The following is an 18,672-nucleotide window of genomic DNA, read 5'->3' as shown; positions in this document are numbered from 1 at the left end:
GATGCCATAATCATTTTCGATATTGCGTGCCTGAATGGGATTAAGTTCTTCATTTATAATCAACAAGTCGGCACGAGCTTGGTGCATTTTTTGGCTGATTTCGGACAAAAAACCTTTACCGAAGAAAGTGGCGCGTTCTGGATGCTGCCGTCTTTGGGTGTAAAAGCCGATGGCTTCGATGCCTGCGGTATCGGCAAGCCGCTCCAATTCACGCAGGCTGGATTGGGCTTCCTGGTCTGTTTCACCCTGACGAATGATGGCGGCCAAAAACGCGGTATCTCCCTCGCGTTCCAACTCTTCCCACTCTTCGCCTTCCAGTTCATAATCGTCCATCAACCAGTCTTTTTCGTCGTATTGCATTTTTTTCCTTTATTTTTTGGTGCAGCCTCCAACTTGGCCAACCGCAAGTAGTTCCTTACTGGAGTCTGGCTCATGTGTTACAGAAAAGCTTCTCATTATCATCCCCTGTCCCAAATAGGATGATCGAGGGTTGATATCAAGATAATCCGCAGTTGGAGTCAAGGGCTGATCTTGGTGCCCATCGCTCCTTTCTTGCCGGGTGAGCTGTCGTATATCTCAACGTTGTAATAGATTACCGCAATATAGTCGCGCGGGAATTCGCCATGGAAAAAGCTGTGAACCAGGTTAATGTAGCTCACCACGTCTTTTTCATATTGGCTCAAATTTGGATCCAGAGGATGAAGCAGGCGCGCGATTTGTTTAATCTTGTAGGTGGGAATATCCAGCCAAACCGTTACGCAAGAAGGTTCCAGCATCTGGTTTAGAAAAGTCTGGGTGGTGGTTCCGGGCTGGGAATACAGTTCCAGCGAGCCCAGGCGGTTGGGGCTAAAGTTTTTGGTGGCATGGGTATAGAGACTATCCAAAATATCCAGCTTTTCAGCCATACCCGCGTCCATTTTGTCCTGTAAAAGCTTGATAAGTTCACCAATGCGCTCTTCCGGGGGCAGGAAACCCATGCCTTTCACGGCGTTGTTCAGCTTGAAGCGGGAGTCTTCCCTGTTGGCTGCCCAAGTGGCGACTATGCCGTTGTGTGGTCCGGAAAGTTGAGGGCTGCGCGTGGCTTCTGGCCCTTTTTCCAGCATTTCGCGGAAGATATCCAGATATTCCTGACGCCGTGAACAGTTCCATTCCCAAAATTCAACGGGGAAATCCACCAGCGGGAATTCCTGCCATTGACCTTCAACTTGAGCGCGGATGCTGCTTGCTCCCGCAGCGGGTGTTTGCGCGGTTTTTTGCACACAATAATCCCCCTCCCAAAAACTTGCGGGGTCAATCAAATCCTCGGCTTTCAACACACCGATGGCAAGCAAAAAGCCAATCACGAGTAAGATCATCAATTTTTCCATTTTATTCTCCCAAAATAGTTTATGTCATCTGTTTGGATGCGGGCAGCTCATCCTGACCACAACGATCCAAAAATTCATGCAATGCCGCGAGACCGCGCTCTGCCAGTGCCAGCTTTTTGGCTTTTTTATCTTTGATGGGCTGTGCCAGAGCGGGAAGCAAGCCAAAATTAGCGTTTACGGGCTGGAATTTTCCCCGAGCGGGATTGATTAAATGGCGCCAAATCTGCCCCAAAATCGTCTCAGGTGGCAGCAATGGCAAAGCTTCGGATAATATTTTCGCGGTCAGCAAGCCTGTCGCCACACTTTCCATGTAGCCTTCCACACCGCCCAACTGGCCAGCCACAAAAATATCCGGGTGCTGTTTCAAGGTCAAATCTGGGTTAAAAAGCTCCGGCGCGTTCAAATAGCTGTTACGGTGGATGGAGCCAAAACGCAGGAATTCAGCATTTTCCAAGCCCGGAATCAGCCTGAAAACCTGCTTTTGCTCGCCATATTTCAGCATGGTTTGGCAACCCACGAGGTTGAATGAGCTGCGATCACGGTTTTCCGCTCTAAGCTGAAGCACCGCAAAGGGTTTCACCCCATCGCGTTCCAAGCCCATGGGGCGCATCACACCGTGGCGTAGGGTATCTTTTCCGCGTTTTGCCAGTTCCTCAACCGGGGTGCAGTTTTCATAATAGGTGAATTTCAGATTTTTGAAATAATCATTCTCAAATTCATGCGCCTCAAACTTTTGGCCCTCCAGCAAGGCGTCCACGAAAGCGTAATATTCCTCACGGCTGAAGGGGCAGTTCAGATAATCTGGATCACCTTTATCGTATCGATCTTTGCTATAAATTTTGTCCATGTCCAGGCTGTCGGCACTCACAATCGGCGCAATGGCATCAAAAAAATAAAGCTGTGTGTCGCCCAGTGTTTTTTGCAGGCTGGCAGCCAGCGCGTCCGAGGTGAGCGGCCCGCTGCAGAGGATACCAGGACCATCCGGCAATTCTGTCACTTCCTTGCGAATCAATTCGATCTTGAGATGCGCGTCGATTTGCGCAGCTACTTTTTGGGCGAAAAGTTCGCGGTCAACCGCAAGCGCATGTCCGGCAGGAACAGCGCAGCTTTCTGCGATGGGCAGAAGTTTTGAACCCAAAAGACGAATCTCTGCTTTCAACATGCCCGACGGAGTATCCTGTCTGGTGGATTTGAAGGAATTGCTGCACACCAATTCCGCGGGCAGACCACTTTCGTGGGCGGGAGTCATTTTCTGGGGGCGCATTTCAAACAGACGCACCTGTAAACCTTTGTCTGCCAGATACAAAGCGGCTTCGCTGCCGGCCAGTCCGGCGCCGATGATGTTTATGGGCTGTTTTGCCACTTAATTTTTGATTGTTTGGCCTGCAACAGGATGACTGCTCCCGCCAAGGCAGCCAAAACGTCGTGCAGGAAAAACACGATTAGGGTGGTGGAAACGATAGCTTCGTTGGGATATCCGATCTGGGCGAAGAGGCTTTTCGCGAAATATTCCTTCAAGCCCAGTCCCGCGAAAGTGATTGGTATGCTGTGGGAAATATGGGCCAGTGACATTCTTTTTAAGGTCTCCCAAAAAGAGATCACCCTGTGTTGGTTAATCAGCAGCCAATATTGAAGATAGTTGAAAAGTGTGATGCAAATCTGCAAAATCAGGATGCGGGGCCCCAGCCTCAGATAATTTGGCTGCAGCCTCTTCCATTTTCGGTTCGCACCCAAAAGGAACCAGCCGGCAAAGGGTACGGTCAGCAAAAAAATAAACAGAAGCCAAATGAGCCAGACAGGAAATCCGATGGGAACAAAAAACAGCGAAAACACGGCAAAAAACAGCATGGCCCAAGTGACAAATGAGCGCTCCACAATGTAGGAAATAAATGACGCGGCGTGACTGCTGTTATTCACGAAAGCGATCTTTCCCACAAGACCCCAACTTCCCGGGATGAGGAAACGAAAAGCCTGTCCGATCATGTAAGAATTAAATATCTCCTTGGGAATTGGCTTGAAAAGTGGATTCATTTGCAGTGAATACTTCCAGGTGAGATACTGTCCAAAATGCCTCAACCCGGAAAGCCCCAGGATGGCCAGCAATACCCAAACTGGCTGACCCAACAAGGTTTTCCAAAGCACACGGGTGTCCATTTTGTGAAAGATTCGCCAAAGGATGAAGCCTGTGATCAGAACTTTGAGCACAAAATTCAGAATATTTAGCAGTTTTTTGGATTTTTCAGATTTCATTTTAATCCGGGTTTTGGGCGCGTGTGAATTCCAAAGCTTTTTGGATCAGTTCTGCGGGTGGCGGGGCTATGCTTCCGTCATCCATCATTTTGTGGCAAATACTTCGGGCTGCCTGGATATCGGCTTCCGCTTGTGCAAAAACTTCGTCCCGCGTAAGTTCCTGCCGTGCAACACCTTCCTTGATGGCCTGCATTGCCACGTCCGCTGCTTCCTGAGCAAAAACACCGGTTTCATCCATGCGGGGAATGATGTTTTCCGGGTCGATACCGCGCTGGCGGGCAAAACCCGCAAGAGAATGAGCCGCGCGGATGGCCATCCCATCTGTAATCCGGCTTGCCCGGGCAAGCAGACTGCCTTTCAAAATGCCCGGGAAACCCAGGGAATTATTTATCTGATTTGGAAAATCCCCTCTGCCCGTGGCAACAATATATGCGCCGGCGGCTTTTGCCTCGTGTGGATATATTTCAGGAACAGGATTGGCGCAGGCAAAAACGATGGCTCGGGGCGCCATCAAGCGAATCCATTCCGGCTTCACAGTTCCAGGTCCAGGGCGGGACAGCGAAATCAGCACATCGGCTCCGGGCATGGCTTCTTCCATGGTTTCAAAGCGTTTGGGATTGCTGATTTGAGCCAGATTCCACTGTTTGAATTTATCGGGGTTTGTTGCCAGGTCCTTTCGACCGGAATGCAGGCCACCCTTGCTGTCGAACATCACCAGATTTTTGGGGTCCAACCCGGATTGCAGCAGGATGGAGGCAATGGTGGAGTTCGAAGCGCCAGCGCCGAAAAGCACGGTGCGAATGTTTTCCATTTTTTTGCCGACCAGTTCCAAAGCGTTTAAAAGTCCCGCCAAAGTCACGCAGGCTGTGCCCTGGGCGTCATCGTGCCAAACGGGAATGTTGCAGCTCGCACGCAGTTCATCCAAAACGCGGTAACAATTTGGTTGAGAAATATCTTCCAGATTAACCGCACCCACGCTGGGCTCCAGCATTTTCACAAATTCGATCAGGCGTTGGGGATCCGGCTTGCCTTGAGAATCACGGTTGTTCACGCAGAGCGCGAGGGCGTCGCAACCACCCAAATATTTCATCAGCATGGCCTTACCCTCCATCACGCCCAATCCGCCGGCAGGGCCGCAATCTCCATCACCCAAAACCCTGGTGCTGTCGCTGACAACAGCCACCAGATTACCGCGATTGCTCAGTTCGAAAGAACGGGTCTGATCGTCGCGAATGGCGGTCGAGACAGATGAAACCCCAGGTGTGTACCACACATTGAACCAGTTAAAATCCCAAATTCCAGCCTTGGGCAGGGTCTGCATTTTTCCTTGGAAATGCGCGTGAGCCAGCTCGGAAAGCTTTTTCAAGAAGGCAGTTTGAGCTGCCGCTCTTTTTTCCGGGGAATAATTAGCCGCAAAATACTGCTGCAGATTGGAAAGATCGCTTTTCAATTTGTCCATCAGATTTCCTGTTTTTCGTTTTTAACCAGAATACAAACAGTCGGAAAATTGTCAATTGAACATTTTTTAAATGTCATCATCCGCCTCATTCCGACGGCTTGGTTGCCTCATTTGGATGAAATTATTTCAGCATCAACAGCTTCAGAGTTTGCACGCCTTCAACACTTTGCAGCCGGCAAAAATAGATGCCGCTGGGAAGGGGTTTGCCTTGGTCATCACGACCGTCCCAGGAAAAAGTGTGGCTTCCTGAATTTTGCACACCGCTGGCGAGAGCACGCACTTTTTGGCCGCGGAGCCCAAAAATATCCAAACTCAAAGCTTGGGGCTGCTTCAGCTCAAAACTTATTAAAACCGAAGATTTGAAAGGATTTGGTCCGGCATTCAGCGCCAAAACTTGAGGCGTTTGGGCAGGGTCGCTATTTTCCACGCTCATCACAAAGCTGTGATAAGTGGTTTGACCGCTGTTGATTACGATTCCTTCCGCGGTTTGAGGTGGATAGCCTGCCGTGGTTGCTTTGATGGAGTAGGTTCCCACGGGAAGGGGCAGATTAAAAATTCCCTCATAATTTGTGAGGGTGGAAAAGTCTGTGTCCAGTGCTTCAATCAATGTATTCGCGAGGGCAAAACCATCTGCCGCGTGTACCGTTCCGCGCAATAAACCAGCTTCAATCGGCTCAAAAATGAATGCTGTTTTGGGGAATTCTCCGCTGAGGGTGGAATTCGCGGGCGGGTTTTCCGGATCGTAGTGTGTGGCATCGCTATAGGCTTTGCGGGCTCGGTTGCTGCCCTGGGTTTGTCCGCGAAATTGGTTTGAGGAAGAGTGCGCGCTTCCCAGGGGTCGATGCACCATTAAAACAAGGTTTCCATCTCCCAAATAAAGAAATGGCTCATCGAATGTGATTTCCACCACCTGCTCTCCGGAAGGCAGATCCAGCATGGAATCAAAAACCGGGCAAAGTTGCGAAGCTGGAATCCAGCCTGAGGCAAGATCCGGTAACGACGTGGTTCCAATCCAGGCTCGCACCGGTATATTCGTGAGATCGCCGGGCAGGTTGCTGTAAAACTTCATCCCGGTAATCAGACCGCTAAGGTTCTGCATTTCAGAAGGATAATAGAGGGTCTCAAAAAGAGAACTTTTAAAATAGAGGTCGATGGGCACCCGCAGCAGTTCATTGCCGGTACCGACCACGATTTCAGAGCTGTCCGCCCCATTTTTTGAAGGATTCACAGCTTCCAAGGCATTCAGCAAGCAGAAGCCTGCCATAAAGAGTATCACAACTGCTGTCAGTTTTTTCATGTTAAACTCCCTGCGGACTCCACAGCTTCGACAATTCCTAAAAAAACAACAGAGACCGCTTTGAAACAAGATAAATCAAACTCTGCTATCCTGTCAATGTTTTTTCACGAGCCTTTTTCCACCCTGGGTTTTCAGGCATATTTGAAGCGCCTCCTTCAAAAAGGTTCACCGGCGGTAAAAAGTGCTTGACAGCGACACGTTTACCGCCAAAAGGTATCCTCGAACAGGATCTTAGAAATGAAAATATGCATCATCTCCAATTCACACCAGACCACAGACGTCCGGCTGTACCACAAATTGGCAATCAGCCTGACGAAAATGGGGAAGGTGCATCTGATCTGTGCCAGCGGCATCCGCAATTCCGTAAAAAACCCGTTTCAAGAGGTTGTGGCAACTGAATCCGCTTGGCAGGCTCTGCCGCTGCTATATAAAAAAGCAAAAAAACTCAAGCCGGATATCGTGATTTGTGTGGAACCACTAACTGTCTTCGTGGGCTTGCTTTTACGACGGAAAACACGCTGCAAGGTGATTTTTGATGTGCATGAGTTTTTCCCGGATGCTTTCGCGGAGCGCTTCCGTCCGCCTCTCAGTTGGATGATGAAATCCCTGTATCTCGGTTTCGAGCGTTGGCTGCAAAGCAGGGTGGATGCCACCATGGCGGTCAGCAAAGACGTTTTGGACCAGCTTGTTCCCCCGGAAAAACAAACAAATACCGCCGTGATTCAAAACTATCCTGTCAAGGATATCTGGGAACTGGAAAACGAAACTCCCATGGAGCTTAACGCCATCAGCGGCATGGAGTTCGATCTCGTTTATGTGGGTGGTTTGACCCCAAACCGCGGGGTTTTCAAAATCCTGAAAAGCGTGAGCCTCCTCAAACGCGAATTTCCCAGCCTGAATGTGTTGATTGTGGGGAAATTCTTCGATTCCGAAGCGGAAAAACAATTCAACCAAGAGCTGAACAAATACAGCCTGAACGCGGTTGTTTATTATCAGGATTGGGTTTCGCCGGATAAAATCGGTTTTTTGTTAAAGCGCAGCAAAATTGGTCTCTGGGTTTTTAATCCCCAAAACCTTCGCCTCAGTAAAGCATTGCCGCTCAAGGTGTTGGAATATTTCGCGGCAGGCTTGCCGGTGGTGGCAACGCGCAGCAAATTGATGTGTAAACTGGTGGAAAAAAACGAACTTGGCGCCTGTTGCGAATATAGCAGCGAATCCATCGCCAAGGCTGTGGCAAAGCTCCTGCGCCTCAAAAAAAGCGAATATCGTCTGATGAGCAAACGCTGTGAAGATATTATCGAGGAAAAATATAACTGGGAAGCGGTGGAGCCCAAGCTTATAACCTTGATGGAAAAACTTGCCGCGCGCCCATGAAACGGATTCTTTATATCAGCTATTTTTATCCTCCCTTGGGCGGACCGGCTGCACTGCGCAATGTCAAAACAGTTAAATATCTGTCTCAGAAAGGCTTTGATTGCAGCGTTATCACGGTTGGCGACATCGAATACCTCTACCGCGATCCAGAACTTTTGGCGCAAAGTGGTGAAGCCCGGATCATTCGCGCGCAATCGCTTGACCCGATGGCTCTTCTGAAAAAGAGCAAATCCGCATCGGATGAGAATCTCTCCCGCCTCTATCTGCAAACTCCGGAAAAGATTAAACTGGCAGTGCGCAGGCTGCATCCCATTGACGACAAAATTGGCTGGGTGCCAGGTCTGATAAAGGCTGGAAGAGCCGCGTTGAAAGAGCAAAAATATGACCTCATCCACGTTTCTCTGGGGCCATTTTCCTCGGCTTTGGGTGCTTATACTCTTTCCCGCGAAAGCGGAATCCCGCTGTCTGTGGATTTTCGGGATTATTGGACCCTGCTTTCGGATTATGAATTGCAGGCTGGGTTTTTCAACCGCGCTTTTTCCCGGCACTGGGAAAAAAAGATCTTACGCCATGCCAGCTTGATTGTAACAGCCACAGACGGCATTGGAAAAGATATTGCCAAGGCTTTTGGTGACGACCTGCAAAATAAAATGCTCACGGTGTTCAACGGTTGGGACGAAGCTGATTTTGAGGATTTGTCTCCCGCTGAAAAAGCACCCGTATTCACCTTTTCCTACTTTGGTAACATCTATGCCCGGCGCAGTTTAAAACATTTTTATGCCGCGTTGAAAAGCCTGCGGGAAGAAGGAGTTTTACCTCCGGAAACACGTATTCGGCTCTACGGAAATTTTTTCCGTGAGGCCTTGACTGAGATTGAGAACAGCGGCATTGCAGACATCATCGAAGTGGTTCCGCAGCTCAGTCACAGGGAAGCCCTGGCGGAAATGCTGGCTGCAGACGCGCTGCTTTTGGTGGTGAATAGCAGCAGCCCGCAAGGCACTCTGACTTCCAAGATTTTCGAATATCTGCGCGCGCAACGGCCTATTTTGGCAATGGTTCCGCGTTTTGGAGAAGCGGCTCAGCTCCTGCAAAACAATTGTCATGATCTCATCTGTGGGATGGAATCCGTCAGCAGCATCCGCCATGCCATTTTGCGGTTGTTACAGGAAGAACCAAAAAAAGCCCAGATTCCCTGGGAACTCCAGCGGAAAAATCAGGTGGCAAAACTGGCTGAAGGCTTGCGCCGCTTAACTGAAAAAAGCTGATTTAGCGCTAATTTATCTCCATCAAAATGGGCCACCTCTGCCTTGCCTTGGACTCCATTCTGGGAGCTATTTTTTGAAGAGGTGAAATCCATCAAGTTAACTGGATAAATTTGTCGCTTGCTGTCTTGCCGCCTTATGTCTCCCTTATGTTTCAAAAGCTAAACATAAGCTACACATAGATATAGGCTCTGGATGGGTTTAATTCAACAGACTCGTTCTATTATTAAGGGAGGAACTTCGCGCCCAGGTTTTAACTTTGATTTAAATGGTGAAAAGATTTGAGCCAAGGACGCTAAAACTGCCACGATTATTTGGTGTCAGCAGGGCTGTTTCACATTTATATTGACGGATTTTGGACATTGAGTAAAAATGGTTAAAACAAGGTTAAAACTTGGCGACGGACTTAAAAAGCCTTCGCGCGCAGTTCTAAACACTTAATACATCCCACTTTGGGGAAAAGGAGACGATATAATGTTGCAAGGTTCATACGTAGCATTGGTGACGCCTTTCAAAGATGGCGGGATAGATTATTCCGCGCTGGAAGGATTGCTGGAATTCCACATCGAAAATGGCACCCATGGCATCCTGCTTTTGGGAACCACGGCTGAAACCGCGGCATTGGCTTCAGACGAAAAAGAAGCTTTGCTGCTGTTCGCAATGCAAAAGATTAACAAGCGAGTGCCTGTGATGATTGGCACCGGAAGCCACAATTTCAAGCAGAGCCTTGCTGCCACCAGGCGTGCCAAGGAGCTGGGCGCGGATTCCGCCCTCATCATCACGCCCTATTACATCAAACCCACCCAAAATGGGATGTATGAATATTTTAAAGCCATTGCGGATGAAGTGGACATCCCCATCGTGGTTTACAACGTGCCCGGACGCACCGGGGTGAATATCAACGCCACCACAATGGTGAAACTTGCTCGCGAATGCCCAAACATCGCGGGCGTGAAGGAAGCCAGTGGCAACATTCCTCAAGCCACGGAAATCATCCGTGACGCTCCGGAAAGTTTTTCCCTGATGAGCGGGGAAGACGCGCTGAACCTGCCTCTGATGGCCATCGGCGGCAAAGGTTGCATTTCTGTGACCGCGAACGTGGCGCCCAAACTGATGAGCCAACACATGGAAAGCTGTCTGGCGGGAGATTTTGCCAGCGCGGCAAAACAGCATCGCCAGCTGCAAAAGCTGAACTGGGCGATGTTTATCGAAACGAACCCCATCCCTGCCAAGGAATCGCTTCACATGATGGGAAAGATTGGTTTGGAATTTCGCCTGCCCATCTGTCCGCTGCAGGACGCCAACCGCGAAATCCTGCGTAAAGTATTGCAAGATTATAAATTCATATAGGAGTATATTTATGGAACAGCAGGCTGTGAAGCACGGCTTTGCGCTGATCGAAACCCGCCGGATTGAAGAAATTGACGCCACCGCGTCGCTTTGGGAACACCAAAAAAGCGGTGCCAGGCTTTTGCGCTTGAAATGCGACGACAACAACAAGATTTTTTGCGCCGCCTTCAAAACTGTCCCCACGGACAGCACCGGCTGCCCACATATTTTGGAACACTCCGTGCTGAACGGATCCAAAAATTTCCCCGCGAAATCCACGTTCATGGAACTGATCAAGGGTTCGCTCAACACTTTCATCAATGCCATGACGGATTCAGACATGACGCTGTATCCCGTTGGCAGCACAAACGCCAAAGATTTTATCAACCTGAGCCGGGTCTATCTGGACGCGGTGTTTTTTCCCAAGATCTATGAACAGCCGAACATTTTACATCAGGAAGGCTGGCACTATGAACTCACCAGCCCCGAGGACGAGCTGAAAATCCGCGGTGTGGTCTATAACGAGATGCGCGGAGCGTTTTCCTCTCCAGACGCCGTGATTTCTCGTTTCAACCAACAGGCGCAGTTTCCAGACAATACCTATGGCGTGGAATCCGGCGGCGATCCCAAAGTGATTCCAGAGCTCACCAACGAGGCTTTTTTGGATTTTCACCGCAAGCACTATCATCCTTCAAATTCCTACATCTTTTTGTATGGAGATGAAGACGCGGATGCCATGTTCGAAATCATGGATGCCGAATACCTCAGCAAATTCGAGCGTTCGCAGGATGTTGTCACAATCGAGCCTCAAAAGCCTTTTGACGCCCCCAAGAAGCTGGAAGTCCAATATCCGGTCGAGGAAGGTAAAGATATTGCACATCAATATCATCTGAGCCTGAATTTCACCTATGGGCAAAGCCCGGACCTGAAGCTAAGCCATGCCATAAACGCGTTGATTAGCATCCTGATGTGGACGCCTGCCTCACCGCTCAAACATGCCATCCTCAAATCAGGATTGGCGCGTGACACCAGCTTTTTCTTCAGTGAGGGAATTTTACAGCCTACCCTCAGCATCATCTGCAAACAGTTGAAGCAGGAGGACGCGGAAACGCTGGCAAACCTGATCAGGAGCGAACTGGAGCGCCTGGTTAAGGAAGGAATCGATAAAAAGCTGATTGAAGCAGTGATAAACCGGCGCGAATTCATGTTGCGCGAAGGCCAGACGAGCTGGGGCCCCAAAGGACTTTACTACGCTTTTTCGGTCTATCAATATTGGATGCACGGTGGAGATCCGCTTGATGGTTTGGGTTTTGAAGAATCCCTGAAAGAGCTGCGTCGCGGATTAACCGAGCCTTATTTCGAGGAATTGATTAAAAACGCGATGCTGAACAACAAGCATGCCAGCCAAATCCTGTACGTGCCGGTGCCGGGTCTTGCAAACCGCTGGGACGTCGAACTTAAGGAAGAGCTCGCTGCCATCAAAGCCGGCATGCGCAAAGAGCAGATTGATGAACTGGTGAAATTCAACGCAGAATTTTTGGAATGGCAACAGGAAGAACCCAGCTTGGAGGACTTGGAAAAAATCCCCGTGCTGAGCCTGAATGATATTGATACACAAGCTGAAAGCTATCATACAGAAGTGGAAAAACGAGGCGACCTGACCCTGCTGAAACATCAATACAGCACAAACGGAATCGTTTATCTGCGCGCCTATTTCGATTTGGCGCACGCTCCAGAAGATGATTTGCCTTGGATTTCGCTCTACAACGCACTTTCTGGCCAGATGGACAGCCAAAACTATGGCTATGCCGAGCTTTCCAACGAAATCAATATCCACACCGGTGGCTTGGGTTTGGTGCTATCTTCGCGTAGTGATTACCTTGATCCGGATCAGGCTCTGCCAAAGCTCACACTTGTTGGCAAAGTGGTTACTTCCAAGATTCAGAAATTCCTGGAACTGGCAACCGAATTGGCACTGCGCCCGGTTTTCAAAGACCGGGAGCGGCTGAGCCAACTGATTCGTGAGATAAAATCCAAGCTGGAAGCCAGGCTGCTTAATGCCGGACATGGCATTGCCATCGATCGTATGTTGGCTCCTTTCAGCCAATTGAACCGATTCAACGACCTCAGCAACGGTTTGGCTTTTTATAAGTTCATGTGTGAGTTGGAATCCAAGCTGAATGAAGGCATCGAACATATCATCGCCGAGCTGGAGCGTGTGCAAAAGAGCTATTTCCTCCGCAAAAACTTGCTGGTCAGCATCACCAGCGATGAAGAGGGAATCGCAGAAACTTCCAAACATCTGGGAATCCTGGTGGATGCTCTTTCCGCCGAGGCTCCACAAGCGGTGGAACGCTCCATCCACGCCGGAAAATCCAATGAAGGAATTTTGGCTCCCGTGCAGGTGCAATACTGCGCCAAGGGCGGCAGCTTTTTCCGCAAAGGCTTTCCCTATTCTGGCAAGTTGAGAGTTCTGAACAGCATACTTTCAAACGAGTTTTTGCATCGTGAGCTGCGCGAAAAAGGCGGTGCCTACGGCGCCTGGGCAGGTTTCCAAACCAATGGCAACATGTTCTTCTGTTCCTACCGCGACCCCAACCTGCGGGAAACCCTGGAAACTTACGATCGCGTGCCGGAATTCATCCGCAATTTCGATTGCAGCCGCCGCGAAATGGATAAATTCATCATTGGCGTCATCTCCGCGCTGGATTATCCGCTCACCCCTGAACGCAAGGGTGCGACCGCGGATGAGGATTACATCACCGGCTTCACCCAGGAAGACAGGCAGCAAATCCGTGACGAGGTTCTCTCCACGCGCATTGAAGATATTCGCGCGTTTGCGGATTTGGTGGAAGCCGTGATGGATCAGAATCATTATTGCGTATTCGGTAACGAAGCCAAATTGAAGGAAGCGGAAGAGCTTTTCGACCTGCTGACGCCGCTTTTTTAGCAAAATAAAATGAAACAACGGGACAGAAAAAGACAGCTTCGGCATGCGGATCCGAGGCTTCGAAATGTCAAAATTCCGGATTTGGACGCGCTGGACGACCGGCGTGAAAGATCAGAATACAAGGCCATGCGCACCGTCGAAAAACAGCACGATAAATTCAAAACCGATGCTGAACTCGTACCGGGTCGTGTTTTGGAAGTCCGCACAAATTACAGCTTTTTGGTGGAGGTGGAAAATGAACTTCATGAGGCAACTCTGTCCGGCCGTTTGAAGCAATTTTCCTACTCCACCTCAGGCTTGGCGGCTGTGGGTGACCACGTTGAATTGGATATTTCCGACGCTCCAAACTATCGTGTGGAAAACATCCTGCCGCGCAGAAACACTCTTTCCCGCTACGCCGGAGGAAAATTCCAAAAAGAAATCATCGTGGCGGCAAATATCGACCAGGTGGTCATCACCTCATCCTGGCGCATGCCACGTATAAAGACCGGTCTCATAGATCGTTACCTCTGCGTTGCGGCGTTGGAACAGATAAAACCGGTAATCGTGATAAACAAAATCGACCTTTGTAACGACCGGGATAAACTGGAGGAAACTCTGGGCTATTACCGCGACTCAGGTTTTCATCTGCTTTTCACTTCCGTGCTCACCGGTGAGGGTATGGATGAATTAAAAGAATTGTTAAAAGACAGGGACAGCGTGTTTTCCGGACAATCCGGCACCGGAAAAAGCTCGTTGATAAATGTGTTGGAACCAGGATTGGACCTGCGTGTGGCATCGGTGAGCAACTACAACGAAAAGGGTCGCCACACCACCACTCAAGCCATTTTATTACCCTGGAGTTTTGGTGGTCATCTTCTTGATACACCAGGAATTAAAACCGTGAACCTCCACCGCGATGCGCTTGAGCATATTCCCAGAATTTTTCCAGGTTTTGCCCCGCTGGCGGAAAAATGCTTTTTCCGGGATTGCAGCCACAGCCACGAGGAAGATTGCGCTGTTTTGGACGCTCTGGAAGAAGGAAAAATCCCCCCAATGCGCTATGAATCCTATTTGAGTTTGATGGAAACCCTCTCATGACCGATTTTGCCATTTACGTAAACCCCGCTTACGCTGAAAAAGCGAGGGTTTTCGATCTGTTGAAGCGATTGGCAGCGGAATATGAAATCCAATTTTGGGGCAGTCCCGAACAGCGGGAGCTGCTTCCCGCTTGGGTTGAAACTTTGGAATCTGGCAGCCAAAACATCGATTGCGTTCTGGTTTTTGGAGGCGACGGCACCATCCTGCGGGCAAAATACCTGGCTATTGATGCCAACGCGCCCATCTTGGGGGTGAACCTCGGCTATCTGGGTTTTCTTTCCGAAGCCACACTGGCTGATTTGGAAAAATCCATCCGGGATTTGATTCATAAAAAATATCGCCTGCTTTCCCGGATGCTGATAAAATGTGAATTGCGCAGAAATGGCAAAATTGAGTTTAGCGGCTTGGCGCTAAATGACGCGGTAATCCATAAAGCAGACACACCGCGCCTCATCCGGGTGCGCATTTTCAGCGGCGGAAGATTTGTGTTCGACACACGTTGCGACGGTGTTGTGGCCAGTACTCCAACAGGTTCAACCGCTTACTCACTTGCCGCGGGTGGACCGATTTTGGCGCCTGACCTGCGTGCGATAGTTTTAAACCCTCTCAACCCACATCTTTTGACCATCCGTTCCATGGTTTTTTCCAGAAGGGATAGTATTTTGATGCGCGTGCACGGCTTGGAAGCCCCGGCAGCACTGCAATTGGACGGCGTAACTTGCTCTCGCCTGCAGGAAAACGACGAAGTGTTGATTAGAGCTGCCAAAGAGCAGGTTCAGTTCATCAAGCTTTCCAACCGCACCTTCTACCAAATTCTGCGGCGTAAAATGAACCTGGGTAAATAGATGCTGACCGGAATCCAAATCCAGAACTACCTTTTTGTTCCATATCAGAGGCTGGAATTCGGGCCGGGCATGACCGTTCTGAGCGGAGAAACCGGCGCGGGAAAATCCATCCTGGTGGGCGCCATTTCGCTCATTTTTGGCGATTCTTCACCTGGTTTGGAAGCCTTCGATCCGGCTCTGCCCATCTATCTGGAGGCCAGTTTCGACATTCGCCAAAACGCTGAATTGCAGGAATATCTAAGCCAACAAGGTCAGGAAATCGAAGGTGAACTTATTTTGGCACGGGAGCTGACCCCGGCTGGCAGATCTGCGTATTTCATGAATGGGCGCAGGGTTACAGCCGCCATGATGCGGGAATTGAAACCGCTGATGATTGATTTTCACCACCAGCGAGACCAGCAAAGGCTGCTTTCGGCTTCCCACCAACTCCAGCTTTTGGATTTGCACGCCCAAAATCAAGCCCTGAAAACGGATTTTGCCAACCGCTATGGCAGCTTGCGCGCGCAAATCAAAGAATTGGAGAGCTTGGAAGAACAAGCTGAAAGGGAGCGTCAACTTCAGGAACTCTACCAGTTTCAGTTTGATGAATTGGAAAAAGCCGGTTTGCGCGAAGGTGAGGAACTTCAATTGCAGCAGGAGTTTGAGCTGCTCAACCATGCCCAGGAAATCGCGGAAACCGCCACAACCGCATCTTTTGATCTATATGAGGGCGAAAACAGCGTGTATGCCAGAATCTCCGGTTCTTTGGCTGGGATTTCCAAATTTTCACACTTGAACAAAGGTCTGGCAACGGTTGAACAGGCTTTGCAGGATTGTCAGGAACTGATTAGCGAAAACGCGGCAGCCTTGAGTGAACTGACCCAGAAACTGGATAGCAATCCCAACCGTTTGGAAGATATTCAGCAGCGTTTGGATCAAATCAACAGCCTGCTGTATAAACACAAGCTGAACAGCAGCCGCGAGCTGCTGGAACTGCAATCCCAGCGCGAAACACAGCTCAATTCTTTTGCGGATTTGGGACAAAGCATCGAAAGCTTGAAACTGTCTATAAAACAAGACTTTGAACACCTGAAACAAAGCGCGGACAAGCTGAGCGAATCCCGGGAAAAAGCGGCCTCCCAGCTTTCTGAGGAATTGCGTGAAAACATCAGCCAGCTTTCCCTTCCCGACGCGCGTTTTAAAATATGTATTGACAGAAAATCGAAGGGTAAAAACATAATACAGGATTATCTTGATTCCTGCACAGAGCTGGGTCAGGATTCCTGCCAGTTTTTCTTCAGCGCAAACCGTGGTGGACAGCTAAAACCTCTCTCTGCAGTGGCTTCCGGGGGCGAACTTTCCCGGATTCTTTTGGCCATCAAAAAGGTGTTGTCCCAGGGTATGGATGAAAAACTGATGATTTTGGATGAAATTGACGCCGGCATCGGTGGTAAAACCGCTGAAAACGTGGCACAGTTCATATTTCAGTTGGCGCGCCGCCATCGCATAATTTGCATCACGCACCTGGCGCAGATTGCGGCTATAGCGGATTGTCAGATTGCCTTGAAAAAGGAATCCGACGGCCCCAAAAGCGTGATAAAAATGAATGTATTGACGCCGGAACAAAGATTGGAAGAACTGGCCCGGATGCTTTCAGGAGACCTTTCGAGCGTTTCCCTGCAGCATGCGCGCGAGCTGATAAATAAATATAAGACTTGAGGTTATAATGTCGAAAACGTCAAAACGGAGACTTAGAGCGGTCGCAATTTTTGTGATCTTTCTGTCCTTGGCATGGGCTGGATACCGAGCTTTTTTGGACAAACCAAAAAAAGACGGCACCGATTCCAGGGCTCACTTTAAAGATTCTGAAAAGCTTTTCACAGACTATAGCTGGCTGAACAAGGCGAAAATCCGCGTGCGCAGCTCCAGCCTGAAAAACACGACCCAGGAAATAGATACCATAATCAGGAGCTATTCTCTGGAGAAGCCGCTCTTAAAATCCAACGAAGGCAACTACGGCGTTTATATATTCAAAATTGATAGCGGCAACCTGCCAACCATAAAAGAAAAATTTAGTAAGGTTGGAAGCATCACGGTTGATAAAGAAGTTGTGGATTCTTCTTTGGTGGTCAAGTCGCTTGAGACCGAAGAGAGCATCCTGGCCTCCAAACGCAAAAATCTGGCAGACATTGATGCCATGGGCAATGTGTATGGTAATATCGCCAAAGATAAAGAGGACCTGATCGGCCAGATTCGCTCTCAGGAAAACCTGGTGAACGTTTTGAAACGCTGGGACACAACCCTGCTCTATGTGGAGCTTGAGCAGGTCGTTGTGACCAACACCGTTGCGCCGTTTAAAGTGTTTGTCGTCAATTTCTTTGGAGCCATCATAGGTTTGTTTGTGGCCTCGGTTTTGGCATATTATGGCACCAAGCTGATCATGTATCTGCTTGCCTTGATGGGCGTAAAAGGTTTCAGCGCCACCGGTTTGGGAAGCTATCAATATGGCTATGGCAACTATGCCAACCGCTATTATTCCCGATATGGCCGCAGTAAAAGCAAACGCAAGGTAAAACGAATTTACAAGGATGGGCGCAGTTCCAGAAGCGACGATGACGACCAGGAAACCTCGCAAAAAGATTAACAAAATCATGAGCAGGAGGTGAACCATGTGCATGATACAAGCGATTCAAGCATGGCATGTTTGGATAATTTTGGGGATTGTCTTTGTGATTATCGAGATATTCGACCCCGCTTTCTTTTTCATTGCCCTGGGCATTGGCGCAATCGCCACCGGGCTTCTCAGCCTTTTGCCCCTGCTGAACAACAATGTTCCGTTGCAGATAGTTATTTTCGCGCTTCTCAGCTTCGTCACCTTTTTGTTCACCCGCAAGCTTGCCAAAAAGGTGCATAACGATGCTGCTGAAGAAACCAATGTTTTTGCCCTCAAAGGTCAGGCAGCCCGCGTCACCAAAGCAATTCCGGTTGATGGCAAAGGTTATGTGAAAGTGGGGGGTGAGGAATGGAGCGCGATTGCCCAGGATGGCGGCGCCATCGAACTCGACGAAACTGTGAAAGTTTTGGATATTGATGGGAACAAGCTGATTGTGACCAAAGAAGAGTAATCTCCGCTTTCCTCAAGACATTAGCGCCGTTTTTAACGGCGCTTTTTTGTTTGAAACCTGTTTCGTTCCAGAGTCAGACTTGTGAGCCACTCGGCTCACATTCCTGCTCCCCCCGATTCCCGGACGGGGGGAACTGGAAGAAAAGCAGAATAAAATATGTTTTGGAATAAAGAGCGAATAAGAATGGGGTACCTTGTTAGTCCTGAAAGCCCAGCCTGAATTTGAATGGCTATGCCTTGGCGTTTGAGGCTTTCAGTTTTCGGAGTAAACGAGCCTCTCGATGGCGCAGTTTTTCCACCTGAGTTTCGTTTACGATTGGTCTGGAAAGCTGCCAAAAAAGTAAGATTTCAGTCTG

At 49.3% G+C, this 18,672-nt stretch carries 15 protein-coding genes; 9 read left to right on the top strand and 6 right to left on the bottom strand.

Translation table 11 applies throughout. The features are described 5' to 3' along the window. The 6 genes from GX135_02025 to GX135_02000 all read right to left on the bottom strand — a co-directional run. On the bottom strand, positions 1-360 hold a 360-nt coding region (locus GX135_02025; GenBank protein ID NLN84865.1), incomplete at its 3' end, for a GTPase HflX. Between the two features lie 158 nt (positions 361-518). Further along, complete coding sequence (locus tag GX135_02020) at positions 519-1,367, bottom strand: hypothetical protein (protein ID NLN84864.1); 849 nt, start codon at positions 1,365-1,367, stop codon at positions 519-521. A 19-nt stretch (positions 1,368-1,386) separates the two neighbouring features. Then, positions 1,387-2,730, bottom strand: coding sequence for a methylenetetrahydrofolate--tRNA-(uracil(54)-C(5))-methyltransferase (FADH(2)-oxidizing) TrmFO (locus GX135_02015; GenBank protein ID NLN84863.1), 1,344 nt, complete (start codon positions 2,728-2,730; stop codon positions 1,387-1,389). Further along, a complete protein-coding gene (locus tag GX135_02010; protein ID NLN84862.1) occupies positions 2,712-3,617 on the bottom strand; it encodes a hypothetical protein in 906 nt (301 codons plus the stop codon). The genes GX135_02015 and GX135_02010 overlap by 19 nt, the downstream gene beginning before the upstream one ends. A 1-nt stretch (position 3,618) precedes the next feature. Further along, complete coding sequence (locus tag GX135_02005) at positions 3,619-5,076, bottom strand: NADP-dependent malic enzyme (protein ID NLN84861.1); 1,458 nt, start codon at positions 5,074-5,076, stop codon at positions 3,619-3,621. Between the two features lie 121 nt (positions 5,077-5,197). After that, complete coding sequence (locus GX135_02000) at positions 5,198-6,373, bottom strand: T9SS type A sorting domain-containing protein (protein NLN84860.1); 1,176 nt, start codon at positions 6,371-6,373, stop codon at positions 5,198-5,200. Positions 6,374-6,610: 237 nt separating this feature from the next. Here GX135_02000 and GX135_01995 point away from each other — a divergent pair, with 237 nt between their 5' ends. The 9 genes from GX135_01995 (at position 6,611) to GX135_01955 (ending at position 18,317) form a co-directional block, all read left to right on the top strand. Further along, positions 6,611-7,747 carry a glycosyltransferase family 4 protein gene (locus GX135_01995; protein NLN84859.1) on the top strand — a complete coding sequence of 379 codons (1,137 nt, stop codon included), beginning with the start codon at positions 6,611-6,613 and terminating at the stop codon, positions 7,745-7,747. After that, on the top strand, positions 7,744-9,012 hold the full coding sequence (locus GX135_01990) for a glycosyltransferase family 4 protein (GenBank protein NLN84858.1): 1,269 nt from the start codon (positions 7,744-7,746) through the stop codon (positions 9,010-9,012). The genes GX135_01995 and GX135_01990 overlap by 4 nt, the downstream gene beginning before the upstream one ends. A 471-nt stretch (positions 9,013-9,483) precedes the next feature. Continuing rightward, positions 9,484-10,359: a 4-hydroxy-tetrahydrodipicolinate synthase gene (locus GX135_01985; GenBank protein NLN84857.1), complete on the top strand. Its 876-nt coding sequence runs from the start codon at positions 9,484-9,486 to the stop codon at positions 10,357-10,359. A 10-nt stretch (positions 10,360-10,369) separates the two neighbouring features. Then, positions 10,370-13,288, top strand: a complete 2,919-nt coding sequence (locus GX135_01980) for a peptidase M16 (protein NLN84856.1) — start codon at positions 10,370-10,372, stop codon at positions 13,286-13,288. Positions 13,289-13,297: 9 nt separating this feature from the next. Further along, positions 13,298-14,368, top strand: a complete 1,071-nt coding sequence (gene rsgA / locus GX135_01975; protein ID NLN84855.1) for a ribosome small subunit-dependent GTPase A — start codon at positions 13,298-13,300, stop codon at positions 14,366-14,368. Continuing rightward, complete coding sequence (locus tag GX135_01970) at positions 14,365-15,213, top strand: NAD(+)/NADH kinase (protein NLN84854.1); 849 nt, start codon at positions 14,365-14,367, stop codon at positions 15,211-15,213. Before rsgA ends, GX135_01970 begins: the two co-directional genes overlap by 4 nt. Continuing rightward, a complete protein-coding gene (gene recN / locus GX135_01965) occupies positions 15,214-16,911 on the top strand; it encodes a DNA repair protein RecN (GenBank protein ID NLN84853.1) in 1,698 nt (565 codons plus the stop codon). 94 nt (positions 16,912-17,005) lie between these two features. Then, positions 17,006-17,836 (top strand): hypothetical protein, encoded by an 831-nt coding sequence (locus GX135_01960; protein ID NLN84852.1) that lies wholly within the window; start codon positions 17,006-17,008, stop codon positions 17,834-17,836. Between the two features lie 31 nt (positions 17,837-17,867). Continuing rightward, complete coding sequence (locus GX135_01955; GenBank protein NLN84851.1) at positions 17,868-18,317, top strand: NfeD family protein; 450 nt, start codon at positions 17,868-17,870, stop codon at positions 18,315-18,317. Positions 18,318-18,672 lie beyond the last annotated feature (355 nt).

The sequence above is a fragment of the Candidatus Cloacimonadota bacterium genome (assembly GCA_012522635.1).
GTDB lineage: Bacteria > Cloacimonadota > Cloacimonadia > Cloacimonadales > Cloacimonadaceae > Syntrophosphaera.
The sequence above is the reverse complement of the archived record's forward strand: the minus strand, read 5'-3'. Positions and strand labels throughout refer to the sequence as shown.

Coding starts and splice junctions, on each gene's coding strand:
- recN (NLN84853.1), top strand. CDS start 15,214: ATGCTGACCGGAATCCAAATCCAGAACTACCTTTTTGTTCCATATCAG.
- GX135_01970 (NLN84854.1), top strand. CDS start 14,365: ATGACCGATTTTGCCATTTACGTAAACCCCGCTTACGCTGAAAAAGCG.
- GX135_01980 (NLN84856.1), top strand. CDS start 10,370: ATGGAACAGCAGGCTGTGAAGCACGGCTTTGCGCTGATCGAAACCCGC.
- GX135_01995 (NLN84859.1), top strand. CDS start 6,611: ATGAAAATATGCATCATCTCCAATTCACACCAGACCACAGACGTCCGG.
- GX135_02005 (NLN84861.1), bottom strand. CDS start 5,076: ATGGACAAATTGAAAAGCGATCTTTCCAATCTGCAGCAGTATTTTGCG.
- GX135_02000 (NLN84860.1), bottom strand. CDS start 6,373: ATGAAAAAACTGACAGCAGTTGTGATACTCTTTATGGCAGGCTTCTGC.
- GX135_02010 (NLN84862.1), bottom strand. CDS start 3,617: ATGAAATCTGAAAAATCCAAAAAACTGCTAAATATTCTGAATTTTGTG.
- rsgA (NLN84855.1), top strand. CDS start 13,298: ATGAAACAACGGGACAGAAAAAGACAGCTTCGGCATGCGGATCCGAGG.
- GX135_02020 (NLN84864.1), bottom strand. CDS start 1,367: ATGGAAAAATTGATGATCTTACTCGTGATTGGCTTTTTGCTTGCCATC.
- GX135_01985 (NLN84857.1), top strand. CDS start 9,484: ATGTTGCAAGGTTCATACGTAGCATTGGTGACGCCTTTCAAAGATGGC.
- GX135_01990 (NLN84858.1), top strand. CDS start 7,744: ATGAAACGGATTCTTTATATCAGCTATTTTTATCCTCCCTTGGGCGGA.
- GX135_01955 (NLN84851.1), top strand. CDS start 17,868: ATGATACAAGCGATTCAAGCATGGCATGTTTGGATAATTTTGGGGATT.